We start from the raw sequence: 14143 nt of genomic DNA, 5'->3' as shown, positions 1-14143 counted from the left end.
TGAGCAACTAGCCGCCCGCGCAGGACTGCGGGGCGCAGAGACGGACGAGCGACGGTCAGGGCGTCGCGTTCACACCAATCTTGGGCCAGAGTGTTTAACCGGCCGCAGGCCATGACGGAACGGTTCCGCGCACCATGAGATTCTTCACGTTCCTCACGAATCCGCCGGACACCGTGCTGACCCGGGCCTTGCGCGACGGGAAGAAGGCGGCCGCGGTCGCCTTCCTGTTCAGCCTGGTCTCGAACCTCCTCTACATGGCCCTGCCGCTCTACACCTACCAGATCTACGGGCGGGTGATGGTCAGCCAGAACCAGGCGACGCTCTGGATGCTGACCCTCGTCACGGTCTTCGTCTTCGCGATCTCGGGCTTGATCGACGACTTCCGCGCCCGGATTCTGATCAACTACGGCGTGGCGCTGGATCAGCGGGTGTCGGGCCGGATATTCTACAGCCTGTTCGACGCCGTCGTCCGCGGCGAGCCCAGCGCGCGGGCGCAGGCCCTTCGGGACCTTGATCTGTTCCGCCAGACCTTCACCGGCGTGGGCGCCGCGGCGCTGTTCGACGTCCCCTGGATTCCGATCTTCGTCATCGTCCTGTTCATCGTCGATCCGCTGGTCGGCCTGATCACCCTGATCGGGGGCATCCTGCTGCTCGTCCTGGCCGTCGCCCAGACCCGGGCCATGCAGCAGCCCATGAAGGAAGCCAACGACGCCGCGATCAAGAGCTACGCCTTCACCGATTCCGCTTTGCGCAACGGCGAGGTCGTGCGGGCCATGGGCATGCTGCCGACGCTGGGCGCGGCCTGGGCGCGGCACCGCGCGGTGACCATCGAGCGGGGCGCTACGGCCTCGGAGTATTCCAACGCCTACACCGATCTCATCAAGACGGTCCGGATGGGGGTGCAGGTGCTGATCATCGCGACCGGCGCCTTCCTCATCCTGAAGGGCAAGATCCATTCCGGCATGCTGTTCGCCAACATGATCCTGGCGAGCCGGGCCCTCGCGCCGATCGAGAAGATCGTCGGGAGCTGGGAGCCGCTGAACAACATGGCCCGGGCGCACGACCGCCTGCAGACGCTGCTGACCAAGGCCGAGCCCCAGGCGCTGGCCACCAGCCTTCCGCGGCCCACGGGGAAGCTCTCCGTCGAGAACGTGAACTTCGCGCCGCCCGGCGCGCCCAAGCTGGTGCTGGCCGGGGTCAGTTTCCCGGTGGAGCCCGGCGAGGTGGTCGGCGTGATCGGCCCGTCCGGAGCCGGCAAGTCCACGCTGGCCCGCCTGCTCATGGGAATCTGGCGGCCGCTGCAGGGCATCGTCCGGCTCGACGGCGCGGACGTCTACACCTGGGATCGCGCCGACTTCGGCCGTCACGTGGGGTACCTGCCGCAGGACACGGAACTGTTCTCGGGCACGGTGCGGGACAACATCGCCCGGTTCCGCGAGGACGTGTCCGACCAGGAGGTCGTCGAAGCCGCCCAACTCGCCGGCGTGCACGAGATGATCCTGCGGCTGCCCAAAGGCTATGACACCGACGTTGGCGACGGCGGCGCGGTGCTGTCGGTCGGCCAGCGCCAACGGGTCGGCCTGGCGCGCGCCGTGCTGGGCCATCCCGCGTTCGTGGTTCTCGACGAACCGAACGCCAGTCTCGATGCGGAGGGCGAGGACGCCCTCATGCGGGCGATCGACACCCTCAAGGCCCGAGGTTCGACGGTGGTGATCATCTCCCACAAGCCCAGTATGTTCCGCGCGGCGGACAAGATGCTGGTGCTCCGCGAGGGGCGGGTCGAGATGTTCGGGCCACGCGACCAGGTCATGGCCCGGCTCGTGAAGCCGGCCGAGGTCCGCGCCGTGGAGGCGGGTCGATGAAACTGGATCTGACCCCGGTCCGCTCCACCTATGTGCCGCCGACCTTCAATGGCGACGACGACGCGCCGCTCGATCCGGCGCTCGAACGACGGCTCCGGCGGCCGATGTTCGTCGGCGCGGGCGTCATCGGGGCCTTCGTCATCGGCCTCGGGGCCTGGGCTTCGGTCACGCCGCTCAGCACCGGCATCACCGCGCCCGCCGAGGTGCGGGTCGAGGCCAACCGCAAGACGCTGCGCAGCCGCGAAGGCGGCACCGTCCGCCAGATCCTCGTCCGCGAAGGCCAGGCCGTCCGGGCCAACCAGCCGCTGCTGATCTTCAACGACGTCGAGGCGCGCGCCGCGTTCGACGTGTTCCAGAACCAGTACGACACCCTGCTCACCCAGGCGGCCCGGTTCAGCGCCGAGGCGACGGGCCGCACCAGCCTCGTCATGCCGCCCGAGATCACCGCGCGGGCGAGCGATCCGCGGGTCGCGGCCCTGATTCGTGACCAGGAGTTCCTGTTCAGCACGCGCCTGCAGCTCTTCCAGAGCCAGGCGGCCGTGCTTTCCCAGCGCATCGAGCAGCTCGAGACCCAGGTCCAGGGGCTGCAGGCCCAGGTCGCCTCCATCGACGAGCAGCGCCGCCTCACGGAGGAGGAGCTCTCGGGCTATCGGAAGCTCAACGAGCAGGGCTACGCGCCCAAGACGCTGATCCTGCGTTACGAGCGGAGCCTGGCCGATCTGGGCGGGCGCAAGGGGCAGCTCAGCGCCGACATCGCCCGAATCCGCCAGCAGATGGGGGAGACCCGCCTGCAGCTCGCCTCGCTGCGGAACGAGCGGGAAACCCAGGCCGCCGAGGGGCTTCGCGACAGCCAGACGCGACTCGCCGACGTGGTGCCGCGGCTGACCACCGCCCGCCAGAACCTGGCCGCCACCGTGATCCGCTCTCCCGTGGACGGCTACGTCTTCAACCTGACCCAGTTCACGGTGGGCGGCGTCGTCGGAAGCGGCGAGGTGCTGATGGACATCGTGCCGTCGAACTCGCCCTTCGTCGTTACGGCCATGATCCAGCCGAAGGATGTCGAGCAGGTCCGTCCGGGCATGAAGGCCCGGGTGCGGCTGACGGGACTGAACCCGCGGTTCAATCCCGACCTCGCCGCGACGGTGCAGGTCGTCTCGGCCGACGCCATCGTCGACAAGCAGACCGGCAAGACGTTCTATCGCGCCGACCTGAAGGTGCCGACCCAGGAGCTGACCAAGCTGAAACGGGGCGTCGAACTGACCCCCGGCATGCCGGCGACGGTGCAGGTCGTGACCGGGGAACGGACGGTGATGGGCTTCCTGGTTTCGCCGATCAGCGACGTCCTGCGCGACGCGTTCCGCGAGGAGTAGCGGCGCCCTTGCAACAATGTCGGGCGGCCGTTCCGCAAGCCCTTTTTGGTGTTGCGTAATTGGCAGGGTTCCGATACGTCTCGGCTTGGGCTCGTCTAACCTACGCCGCAGCCGCGCTATGGCGCTTGGGGTAATGGACCGCCGGGATTGCCTCATCGGGGAGATGGGGGTCGGGCGTTCCGGGGGTCCGTGTGACACAGACTGGAGAGACTTATGGCTACTTACATTTTCGACAACATGACGCAGGCGGATGCTGACAAGTTCAGCAACACGACCAGCGATCACCTCGTCTTCCTGAGCGGCACCGCGTCGGGCGCCAACGTCACCTACAACCCTGCGACCGCGACGTCGGTGGCTACGGTGACCATCTCCTCGGGCGGCAAGTCGTTCACCTTCGCGATCGACGCCGTTTCGAACCGCGATTTCACGACCTTCAACGACGGTTCGAACCTGTACGTCGGGACCACCGGGAACGACTCCGTCGGGTCTTCGCTCAACACCGCCTTCGCGGACGGCATCTTCGGCGGCAACGGCGACGACAGCCTTCTGGGCGGTTCTGGCGCCGACCTGCTGCACGGCAACGCCGGCAATGACACCCTGAGCGGCGAGGCGGGCGCCGACACCCTGTACGGCGGTCAGGGCAACGACAGCCTCGACCTGGGCGCCGGCGGCTTCTTCGCCCACGGCAACGCGGGCAACGACACCATCGGGGCGGCGGGCGCCACCGCGACCGTCTGGCTGTACGGCGGTCAGGGCGACGACAGCATCACGGGCGCGGCCGCGGCCGATCTGCTCTACGGCAACCTCGGCAACGACACGATCGTTGGCGGCGGCGGCAACGACACCATCAACGGCGAGGACGGCAACGACTCGCTCACCGCGGCGTCGGGCGCTCCCACCATCTCCGGCGGCAACGGCGCCGACACGATCAGCGTGACCGGCACCGCCGCTGTGTCGCTGTTCGGCAACGCCGGCAACGACACGATCACCGCCGTGGGCGACTTCAAGCACCTGATCCTCGGTGGTCAGGGCGCTGACGAGATCACCGCGAACGTCGCGGCCGACGTGACCCTCAACGGCAACCTCGGCGACGACACGATCACGTCGGGCGCCGGCAACGACACGCTGTACGGCGAAGCCGGCAACGACTCGATCACGTCGGGCGACGGCGCCGACACGATCAACGGCGGCGACGGCGACAACACCATCTCCTCCGGCACCGGCAACGACAGCATCATCGCCGGCTCCGGCAATGATACGATCACGACCGGTGACGGCGCCAACACGGTGAACGCTGGCGACGGTGACAACACCGTCACGGGCGGCACGGGCGCCGACTCGATCACCACCGGTGCGGGTGCGGACTCCGTGGTCGGCGCCGCCGGCGGCGACACGATCAACACGGGTGGCGGAAACGACGTCATCAACGGCGGCGCCGGCAAGGACATCCTGTCCGGCGGCTCGGGCGCTGACACCTTCGTCTTCATCTCGGGCGACTCCGGCGTCACGGCGGGCAACATCGATCAGATCCGCGACTGGGAATCCAGCGACAAGATCAGGTTCGGCCTGGCGGCCGGTACGACCACCAACTACGTGGAGACGACCGCGGCCACCTACGACGACGCCAAGGCGGCGGCTGACGCTTATATCAGCGCCGGCACCATCAACTACGTCGCGGTCCAGGTGGGTTCGGACGTCGTCGTGTTCTTCGACTCGAGCGACAACAACGGTACGGCGGACGACGCGGTGGTCCTGGTCGGCAAGTCGCTGGCTGACATCTCGTCGGCCAACTTCCTGGCCTAACCAGCGTCAAAGCTGGACAGCTTCGGGGGCCGCCTTCGGGCGGCCCCTTTTCTTTTGGGGTCGGGTCTTGCGAGATCAGGCCCTGGCCCGGCGCAGACAAAAGGCCGCCCTCGCCATGGGGGCGGCCTTTGTGCGTCAAACGACGTGGTGTGGATAAAGACCGGGCGGCGAATCTTGCGATCCGCCGCCCGGCTAAAGCGACACAGCCATGGAGAGCTAGGCTGACACGAAAATGTAGCCGAACACGCGGACCGGCGAAAGCCGGGCGCCGATCACGTCTCGGTTAGCTGCGCCATGGCGGTCAAAGCCGCGCGGCGAAGTCCTTCTGAAGGACGACGCGGTCGGCCCGGCGGACCCGGACCTGAGCCCGGTAGAGGCCGCGAGGCCAGGCCGCGCCGGATCGCGTTTTCCCGACGTACGCCATGTACTGGGCCTTGTCGCGGTCCAGGGGCGCGAGCCGCCTTTGCGCCAGGACCCTGCCGTCAGGCGCCGCCAGCGCCAGCTCCAGGACGTCGCCCTTCTGTAGTCCGATCGCCCGCCCGTAGACGACCAGCATCGCCGAGCGGGCAGTCGGGGGGGTGACCCGGCCCTCTTCCAGCCCGCCCATCTCCACAGGCGCGTCGGCGAACCCGGCGTTCAGTAAAGCCCCCGCCCTGTAGGCCAGCGTTTTCCCCGCGGCCGCGGTCCACAGTGGCGCTGCGGCGGCCAGCCCGCACTGTCCGCCGGCGGCGGACCCGAACGGATCCACGATCCGCCCCTGGCCCCGCACCTGGAAATGCAGGTGGGGAAACTCCGTGGCCCCTGACAGGCCGACCTGTCCGACAGGCTGGCCGGTCGACACCGTCTGCCCGACCGCGACCCGTATGCTGCCCCGCGCAAGGTGGCAGTACTGGGTTTCCCAGCCGCCGCCGTGGTCGATGACCACGGCGTTGCCGCACTCCTTGCCGGCGACCGTGGGAGCCCCCGGGGCCCGGATGGAGATGTCCGGCTCTCCGTCCCGCAGCCGGGCGACCCGTCCGGGCGCCGCGGCCAACACATCGACGCCGCGCCGCTGCGCCGCCATGTCCGGAATCCGCAGGTCGACGCCCTTGTGGCCATCGTAGGTTCGACCTCCGCAACGATAATCCCGGGCTCCCGGGCCCGGATCCCGGTCCACGTAGTTCTGTACCTCGCAGGTCCTCCCAATCGCGCAGGCGATGGGCAGGGCGAGCCGCGGGGCGGCCGGCTGAACCTGGGCCAGGGCCGGGGCGCCGACCGCGAGAAGGAGGGCGGCGGCTGGAGCCATGCGCATGGCGATCTCCTGTCCTGCCGCATCTGAACCCCAGGCCGGGTCCCAAATGTGGCGCGTTCGGCAGTCGGCGTCAGGCGAAAGAGACGCCCGTCAGCTCCCGCAGCTTCCGGTCGTCTTCGCGATAGAGTCCGCGCAAGTGTTCCACGTCGGCCGGCAGAAGCCGCGCGCCCTCGATCGCGGCGCCCACATGCGCGCGCCGTGGCGCCAGCGGCGGCGGGTTTCCGACCCCGAGGAAACGGCTGAGGCGCGCCATCACGCCGGCCGGATCGGCGTCCAGGTCGCCGGAGGTGAGGATCAGGACCTGCTCGCGTGGGAACAGTCCGAACAGGCGCTCCACCTGTCGACCGTAGAAGCCCCGCTCGACGTAGGAGAACTCCCGGTGGAAGCCCGGCGGGTCGGCCGCCTGAAGCCGCGCCCGTCCCTCCCGGATGCACCAGGAGAAATCATGGGTCTCCACTCCGCGGCCCCGCTCCATCCGCCAGTGCGACCAGGCGCGCTCGACGGGGTCGCGCAGGATGAGGACCAGGCGCATGTCCGGATTGTACCGGCGGATGCGTTCCAGGCTGTTCGGCCAGTAGACGTAGATTGGCGTGACCTCGCCGCGGGCGGGGCGGTCGGGGCCGGCGAACCTGCGATGGTAGGCGGAGTGGTCGGGGCGGTTCCAGTCCTGGGATTCATCGTCAAAATAATGGACTTCCTTGACGTCGGGCAGGGCGACATCCGGGTGCTCGCGCAGGTAGTCGTGGAGCGCGGTCGTGCCCGCCTTCTGGACGCCGATGACGAGGAAGTTGACGCGGAAGTCCGTGGTCACGGGGTCTCCAGGGCGCTTCTGGCGCCCCGTCATCGGCGTTCGACGCGGCAATGTCCAGCCGCACAGCGTGGTCACTAGCCCGGTCCAGCCCTTAGCAGCTAAGAGGGGACGACGCGCGCCTCGGGGTCCTCATCGGGGGCGGCGCATGAAGGTATCGCGATGAAGACGGTCATCCTGGCCGGGGGCCTCGGCACCCGGATTTCGGAAGAGAGCCACCTGCGGCCCAAGCCGATGATCGAGATCGGCGGGCGGCCGATCCTGTGGCACATCATGAAGCTGTATTCGCACCACGGCTTCAACGACTTCATCGTCTGCCTGGGCTACAAGGGCTATGTGATCAAGGAGTACTTCGCCAACTACGTGCTCCATAACGCCGACCTCACGGTGGACCTGGAGAAGGGCTCCATCGAGTACCACGCCACCAACCACGAGCCCTGGCGGGTGACCCTGGTGGAGACCGGCGCCGAGACCATGACCGGCGGGCGGATCAAGCGGATCGGGCGCTATCTCGACCCGGGCGAGCCCTTCTTCTGCACCTACGGCGACGGCGTGGCCGACGTCGACCTGCGCGCTCTGGCCGACTTCCACCGCGCGCACGGCAAGGCCGCGACCATCACCGCCGTGGCGCCGCCCGGCCGGTACGGGGCGCTGGAGATCGCCGACGGCCGGGTGGAGCGCTTCGTAGAGAAGCCGCCCGGCGACAACGGCCTGATCAACGGGGGCTTCTTCGTGCTGGACCCCAGCGTGCTGGACCGCATCGCCGGCGACCACATGCCCTTCGAGAACGAACCCCTTCAGTCGCTGGCCGAGGACGGCGAGCTGATGGCCTTCCGGCACGACGGCTTCTGGGCGGCCATGGACACCCTGCGCGACAAGAACCATCTCGAGGCGCTCTGGGCCTCCGGCGAGGCGCCGTGGCGGCGGTGAATCCCGCCTTCTGGGCCGGCAAGCGCGTCCTGCTGACCGGCCACACCGGGTTCAAGGGCGCCTGGGCCGCGATCTGGCTCTCGCGCCTGGGCGCCGAGGTGACGGGGCTGGCCCTGCCGCCGGACCAGAAGCCCAGTCTGTTCGAGCTCGCGGGCGTGGGTGAACTGATCCGCTCGCGCTTCGTGGACCTGCGCAACGGCGACGCCGTGGCCGCGACGGTCGGCGGGGGAGCCTACGACATCGTGCTGCATCTGGCGGCCCAGGCCATCGTGCGCGCGTCCGTCGAGGATCCCATCGGGACGTTCGAGACCAACGTCATGGGCACGGCCCACCTGCTCGAGGCGCTGCGGTCGCAGACCGACCTGAAGGCCGTGCTCGTCGTCACCTCGGACAAGGTCTACGCCAACGCCGAGACCGGCCGGGCCTTCCGCGAAACCGATCCCCTGGGCGGCAAGGACCCCTATTCCGCCTCCAAGGCGGCCGCCGAGATCGTGGTCCAGAGCTATGCCCGGAGCTACTTCGCCGACCGCGCCCCCGTGGCCACGGTGCGCGGGGGAAACGTCATCGGCGGGGGTGACTTCTCGCGCGACCGGCTGGTGGCCGACATCGTGCGCGCCGCGCGCGCGGGCGAGGCCGTGACGCTGCGCCATCCCGAGGCGACCCGGCCATGGCAGCACGTCCTGGACTGCCTCGCGGGCTATTTCCGCTATGCCGAAGTCCTGGCGACCGATCCGGCCGCGCCGCGGGCGCTGAACATCGGCCCCAGGCCTGGCGGTCCCGCCGTCACCGCCGGCGAACTGGCCAGCCTGGGCGTCGCCGCCCTCGGCGGAAAGCCGTGGCGGCACGAGCCCGATCCGAACTCGATCGAAGCCAAGGCGCTGGCCATCGACGCCAGCCTGGCCCGCGAGGCCATCGGCTTCGAGAGCCGGCTGGACGCGCCCGAGGCGGTGGCCCTGACCATGGACTGGTACCGCCGCGAAGCCGGGATCGAGACCGCGCGCGCCTTGTGCCTGGAGCAGATCGAAGGCTACGAGGCCCGATCATGAGTTTGCTCATGAGCCAGCCTTCCTGCCGATTCTGCCACGCGCCGCTCACCCAGACCTTCCTGGACCTGGGGCGCCAGCCGCTGGCCAACAGCTATCTCACCCGCGAACAGCTCGAGGCGGGGACCGAGGGCGTCTATCCGCTGCACGCCCGCGTCTGCGGCCGGTGCTTCCTGGTGCAGGCCGAGGACGTGGTCCCGGCCGAGGCCATCTTCGACGCCGAGTATGCGTACTTCTCATCCTATTCGCCGGGCTGGGTCGAGCATGCGCGGCGCTACGCGGCGGCCATGGCGGAACGCTTCGGCCTGGGGCCGGAATCGCTGGTGATCGAGGTGGCCAGCAACGACGGCTACCTGCTGCAGCATTTCGTGGCCATGGACGTCCCCGTGCTGGGGATCGAACCCACCGCCAACACCGCCGAGGCGGCGCGGGCGCGGGGCGTGCGGACCGAGACCGTCTTCTTCAACGAGCAGACGGCGCTGGCGCTGGCGGCCCGCGGCGACCGGGCCGACCTGATGGCGGCCAACAACGTCCTGGCGCACGTGCCCGACATCAACGGCTTCGTGGCCGGCTTCCGGCACGTGCTGAAGCCGGAGGGCGTGCTGACCTTCGAGTTCCCGCATCTCCTGAACCTGATCGAACAGGTCCAGTTCGACACCATCTATCACGAGCACTTCAGCTACCTGTCGCTGCTGGCGGTGGAGCAGGTGCTGGCGGCCCACGACCTGATGGTCTTCGACGTCGAGCGGCTGCCGACGCACGGCGGATCGCTCAGGCTCTACTGCGCGCTGCGTTCGTCCGGCCACGCCGAGACCGAGGCGCTCAGGGTGGCGCGCCAGGCCGAGGCCGCAGGGGGCCTGGGCCGGCTGGAGACCTACCGGGACTTCACGCCCAAGGTCGAGGCGGTGCGCGACAGCTTCCGCGCCTTCCTGGCCGGCGCGAAGGCCGAGGGCAAGCGCGTGGCGGCCTATGGCGCGGCGGCCAAGGGCAACACCTTCCTCAACTACTGCGGTACGACCGCCGACGACCTCGTCTGCGCGTTCGACGCCAACCCCGCCAAGCAGGGCCGCTACCTGCCGGGCAGCCATGTTCCGATCCTGGGGCCGGACCAGGTCTCCGAGGTCCGGCCGGACTATGTGCTGATCCTGCCCTGGAACCTGAAGGCCGAGATCATGACCCAGCTCGCCTATATCCGGGACTGGGGCGGCCGGTTCGTGGTCGCCTCGCCGCGCACCGAGGTCGTGGGCTGATGCGCTTCGCCGAGACCGCGATTGCGGGCGTGGTCGTCGTCGAGGCCGAACCCCGGGCGGACGAGCGCGGCGCCTTCGCCCGGCTGCATTGCCCGACGGAGTTCGCCGCGGCCGGATTTCCGTTCAAGCCGGTGCAGACCAGCCTGTCGCGCAATCCGCAGGCCGGGACCCTGCGCGGCATGCACTACCAGGCCGCGCCGCATGCGGAGACCAAGCTGGTGCGGGTCACGCGGGGCCGCATCTTCGACGTGGCCGTGGACCTTCGCCCCGAAAGCCCGACCCACCGGCGCTGGACCGGCGTCGAACTCTCGGCGGACAACCTCAAGGCCCTGCTGATCCCCGAAGGCGTCGCCCACGGCTTCCTGACGCTGGAGCCGGACACCGACGTCGTCTACCAGATCTCGCCGGCCTACCGGCCCGGGCACGAGGCGGGCGTGCGCTGGGACGATCCGGCGTTCGGCGTCGCATGGCCGGCGGCGCCCGTGCTGATCTCAGAGCGCGACCGCGCCTATCCCGACTACCGGGCCTGACCCATGCCGGGGGTGGTGCTCACCGGCGCGAGTTCGTTCACCGGGCTCTGGATCGCCGAGGCCCTGGCGGGCGCGGGCTTCCACGTGACCGCGCCGCTGCGGCGGGCGAGGGGCGACTACACGGGCGTGCGGGCCTGGCGCGTGGAGCGCCTGGCCACGGTGGCCGAGGTGGTCTTCGAGACGCCGCTGGCTTCGGACGCGTTCGGCGACCTGTTGGCCGGCGCCCGCGCGGACCTCCTGGCGCACCACGCCGCCGACATCCCGGGATACCGCAGCCCCGACTATGACGCCCAGGCCGGCGTGGCGCGGAACCTGGCGGGCGTGCCCGAGGCCGTCGCCGCCTTCGCGAAGGGCGGCGGGCGCGCGCTACTGGCCACCGGCACCTATTTCGAAAGCGGCGAGGGCGGGGGCGAGGCCGCCGCCAGCCCCTACGGCCTCTCCAAGGCGCTCACCAACGCCGCCCAGGCGCGGCTCGCCCGGCAGGCCGGGCTCGGCTTCGGCAAATTCGTGATCCCGGCGCCCTTCGGCCCCTGGGAGGAAGGCCGGATCGTCTGGTCGCTGTTCCAGGCCTGGGTCGAGGGCCGGCCGGGCGAAGTCCGCACCCCCGCCTACGTCCGCGACCACCTGCCGGCGCCCCTCCTGGCCCGAGCCTACGCCGAGGCCGCGTCTGCCATGCTGGATCAGGGCGTCGGCGAAGTCCGTTTCCGGCCGTCGGGGATGGTGATGCGCGTGGGCGACTTCGCCCGGGCCGTGGCCGACCAGGTCCGGGCGCGGACGGGCCTGGCCTGCGAGGTCCTGGAGCATCCGCAGGCGGCGTTTCCCGAGCCCGAGGCGCGGGCCAACGACCAGCCGCGGCGCTTCGGCCCCGGCGAGGCGGAGGCCTTCTGGGACGCCTACGTGGCCTTCTACGACCGGGTGCGGGCCCAGGGCCTGCTGGCCTCCACGCCGGCCTAGCGCGCCGCCGCGATCGCCTTCGCCACCGCCTCGAAGAAGTCCCTGGCCCAGGCCTCGGCCTGGCCGAGGGGGCTCGCGCGCATGCGCGAGCGCAGGGTCCGCCGGAGCTCGCCGATCCTCGCCGGGTCGGCGGCCAGCGCCACGGCCGCATCCTCGTAGGCCTCGACCGAGCGCGTGCAGAATTCGCCCAGGCCCAGGTTCATCAGGACCGAGTAGCTCAGCCGCTCGTAGAGGGCCTCTCCGACCAGGGTGATGACGGGCGCGCCCATCCACAGCGATTCGCAGGTCGTCGTGCCGCCGGTCTGGGGGAAGGTGTCGAGCGACATGTCCAGGCGGTTGTAATGCGGCAGGTGCTTGCCGCGGACGGGCTCGAACAGGATCCGTTCAGGCGCGACCCCTTCGGCGGCGAAGGCGGCCGTCATGTTGGCGCGGAACGAGGGGCTCCCGCTCTCGGGCCGGATGAACAGGAACCGGGAGTCCGGCGTACGCGCCAGGATCCGGGCCCAGGACCGCAGCAGCTCAGGACCGTACTTGTACGGATTGTTGGCCGTGCCGAAGGTGACGTAGCCGTTGCGCTCGGCCGGAGCTGTCGTGTCGAACGGGATATCGTCCCGATAGGCGTCGCCCTCCAGGCTGTACCAGCAGTGGGGCAGCATCAGCGGCTTCTCGATCAGGAGCGCCGGGTCCTCCGGCGCCATGAACGGATCGAGCACCAGGTAGTCGATCGTGGAGGGCCCGGCGGAGTGGGCGTAGCCCAGCCAGCTCGCCTGCAGCGGCGCGGGCTTGTAGGCCATGACCTCCAGCTTGTTCATGTAGGTCGATCCGCCGAGCTCGATCAGGATGTCGAGCTGATCGTCGGCGATCATCTGGGCGGCGTCGTGGTCGCTGATGTCGGGCCGCCAGCGGAACGCGTCGACCAGGCCGGCCATCGCCTGCTGCGCCAGGTCGGCCTGGCCCTGCTTGTAGGAGTAGCAATACACCTCGAAGCGCGAGCGGTCGTAGGCCTTGAGCAGCGGCATGGTGAAGGCGCCGACGGGATGCGCGCGCAGGTCGGACGACATGAAGCCGATCCGCAGCTTGGAGCGGCCGGCGGCCGGCGGCTTGCGGACGATCGGATCGTTGGCCGCGAGGCTTTCCTCGCGCTGGCCCCACAGGCGGTGGAAGTCCACCAGCGCACGACGGTCCTCCGCCGACCGGACCTGGGCCAGAAGGTTCATCAGGCCGGAGTGCAGGCCGACGGTCGCATAGGCGCGTCCGAGTTCGGCGAAAGAACCCAGCCGGGCGAGTTCGTCATAGGCGCCGACGCGGAGGAAGATCTCGGTGGCGACCTTCTTGTTGCGGACCGTAAGGGCGTGCAGCGCCGGAACCCGGCGTAAGACCTGGTAGGACTCCTCGATGTGGGCCGCCTCGTCGCCATACCGGGACCGCTGGAGATTCTCGGCCAAGGCGAACACCATGTCGATGTTGTTCGGCTCAAGCTCCACCGCTCGCCGGAGCAGGTCGTTCGCCCTGGGGCGATCCTTGTCGGCGACGGCGACCGCGAGTTGGCGATAGGCCCAGGCGGGCGCCCCACCCGCTTCCACCATCTGGGCGAGCATGGCCTCCGCCTCGAGGTTCCGGCCCTCGCGGCGCAAGGCGACGATACGACTCTCGGCCAGCCGCGGGTCGTTGGGGAACAGGGCGGCCGCCCGTTCGAGCGCTTCGCCGGCCTCCTCCGTGCGCCGCATTTCCATGAGCAGGCCGATCTGGTCATACCAGGCGTTCCGGTTGTTGCGATCGAGCAGGATCGCCTGGCGGAAGCGCTGTAGGGCCCCGTCGTGGCGGGACTGGGCCATGAGCGCGCGCCCGAGGAGACGCTGGTGCTCGCTGTTCCTGGGCTCCATCCGGACGAGCTTGGTCAGCAGGGCCTCGGCGCTGGCCGGCTCGTTGCGGTCCAGTTGCACATTGGCCAGGTTCGACATCGCGGAGATGTTCTTGGGCTGAAGCCGCAAGGCCGCGTTGAGGGCGGCGACGGCGTCGTCCCACCGGCCCAGCCGGCGCAGGAGGACGCCGTGGAGGTTGAGGGTGTCGACGTGCCGCGGGAAGCGGCGAACGCCCTCGGCCACCCACCTTTCGGCCTCGGCGTGGCGGCCCTTCCGGTAGAGCTGGAGACCCAGGGTGAAATAGACGCCCACCGGCTGGTCGGGCGCCTCGCCGAGCAGGGCGGTGAGATTCTGGATGGCCTCGTCCGCGCGTCCGTCCTGAAGGGCCGCTTGGGCCGCAGCCAGCCGTCGATCCATCTTGGGTCCCTGTCACGCCGCGC

11 protein-coding genes are annotated in these 14143 nt (G+C 69.8%); 8 read left to right on the top strand and 3 right to left on the bottom strand.

Annotated elements, in window-relative coordinates; genetic code table 11:
- The first annotated feature begins 134 nt into the window (after window positions 1–134).
- The 3 genes from ACK4TT_RS16185 (at window position 135) to ACK4TT_RS16175 (ending at window position 5035) form a co-directional block, all read left to right on the top strand.
- Window positions 135–1862 carry a type I secretion system permease/ATPase gene (locus ACK4TT_RS16185; RefSeq protein WP_409638100.1) on the top strand — a complete coding sequence of 576 codons (1728 nt, stop codon included), beginning with the start codon at window positions 135–137 and terminating at the stop codon, window positions 1860–1862.
- Window positions 1859–3232 carry an HlyD family type I secretion periplasmic adaptor subunit gene (locus ACK4TT_RS16180; protein WP_409638104.1) on the top strand — a complete coding sequence of 458 codons (1374 nt, stop codon included), beginning with the start codon at window positions 1859–1861 and terminating at the stop codon, window positions 3230–3232. Before ACK4TT_RS16185 ends, ACK4TT_RS16180 begins: the two co-directional genes overlap by 4 nt.
- A 213-nt stretch (window positions 3233–3445) precedes the next feature.
- On the top strand, window positions 3446–5035 hold the full coding sequence (locus tag ACK4TT_RS16175; protein ID WP_410213414.1) for a calcium-binding protein: 1590 nt from the start codon (window positions 3446–3448) through the stop codon (window positions 5033–5035).
- Window positions 5036–5336: 301 nt separating this feature from the next.
- On the opposite strand, the gene ACK4TT_RS16170 is transcribed toward ACK4TT_RS16175, so the two are convergent.
- Together ACK4TT_RS16170 and ACK4TT_RS16165 are read right to left on the bottom strand one after the other, a co-directional pair.
- A complete protein-coding gene (locus tag ACK4TT_RS16170; RefSeq protein WP_410213413.1) occupies window positions 5337–6326 on the bottom strand; it encodes a M23 family metallopeptidase in 990 nt (329 codons plus the stop codon).
- 70 nt (window positions 6327–6396) lie between these two features.
- Window positions 6397–7137 carry a sulfotransferase family protein gene (locus tag ACK4TT_RS16165; RefSeq protein ID WP_410213412.1) on the bottom strand — a complete coding sequence of 247 codons (741 nt, stop codon included), beginning with the start codon at window positions 7135–7137 and terminating at the stop codon, window positions 6397–6399.
- A 159-nt stretch (window positions 7138–7296) separates the two neighbouring features.
- Here ACK4TT_RS16165 and rfbF point away from each other — a divergent pair, with 159 nt between their 5' ends.
- Genes rfbF through ACK4TT_RS16140 form a run of 5 tightly spaced genes read left to right on the top strand, consistent with a single transcriptional unit; the run spans window position 7297 to window position 11841 of the window.
- A complete protein-coding gene (rfbF, locus tag ACK4TT_RS16160) occupies window positions 7297–8064 on the top strand; it encodes a glucose-1-phosphate cytidylyltransferase (protein ID WP_409638115.1) in 768 nt (255 codons plus the stop codon).
- Entirely contained in the window at window positions 8052–9110 is a 1059-nt protein-coding gene (rfbG, locus tag ACK4TT_RS16155) for a CDP-glucose 4,6-dehydratase (protein ID WP_410213411.1), read from the top strand. The genes rfbF and rfbG overlap by 13 nt, the downstream gene beginning before the upstream one ends.
- An 8-nt stretch (window positions 9111–9118) precedes the next feature.
- Window positions 9119–10357: a methyltransferase domain-containing protein gene (locus ACK4TT_RS16150; RefSeq protein WP_409638121.1), complete on the top strand. Its 1239-nt coding sequence runs from the start codon at window positions 9119–9121 to the stop codon at window positions 10355–10357.
- Window positions 10357–10887: a dTDP-4-dehydrorhamnose 3,5-epimerase gene (gene rfbC, locus ACK4TT_RS16145; RefSeq protein WP_410213410.1), complete on the top strand. Its 531-nt coding sequence runs from the start codon at window positions 10357–10359 to the stop codon at window positions 10885–10887. The genes ACK4TT_RS16150 and rfbC overlap by 1 nt, the downstream gene beginning before the upstream one ends.
- 3 nt (window positions 10888–10890) lie before the next feature.
- A complete protein-coding gene (locus ACK4TT_RS16140) occupies window positions 10891–11841 on the top strand; it encodes an NAD-dependent epimerase/dehydratase family protein (protein WP_410213409.1) in 951 nt (316 codons plus the stop codon).
- Here the strand turns inward: ACK4TT_RS16140 and ACK4TT_RS16135 are convergent.
- On the bottom strand, window positions 11838–14120 hold the full coding sequence (locus ACK4TT_RS16135) for a tetratricopeptide repeat protein (protein ID WP_410213408.1): 2283 nt from the start codon (window positions 14118–14120) through the stop codon (window positions 11838–11840). The two genes, ACK4TT_RS16140 and ACK4TT_RS16135, sit on opposite strands and share 4 nt — an antisense overlap.
- Between the last annotated feature and the right edge of the window lie 23 nt (window positions 14121–14143).

Origin of the sequence: Phenylobacterium sp., assembly GCF_046463815.1 — a bacterium.
Classification (GTDB): domain Bacteria; phylum Pseudomonadota; class Alphaproteobacteria; order Caulobacterales; family Caulobacteraceae; genus Phenylobacterium.
Note: the sequence above shows the minus strand (reverse complement) of the source record. Positions and strands in the feature narration are given on the sequence as shown.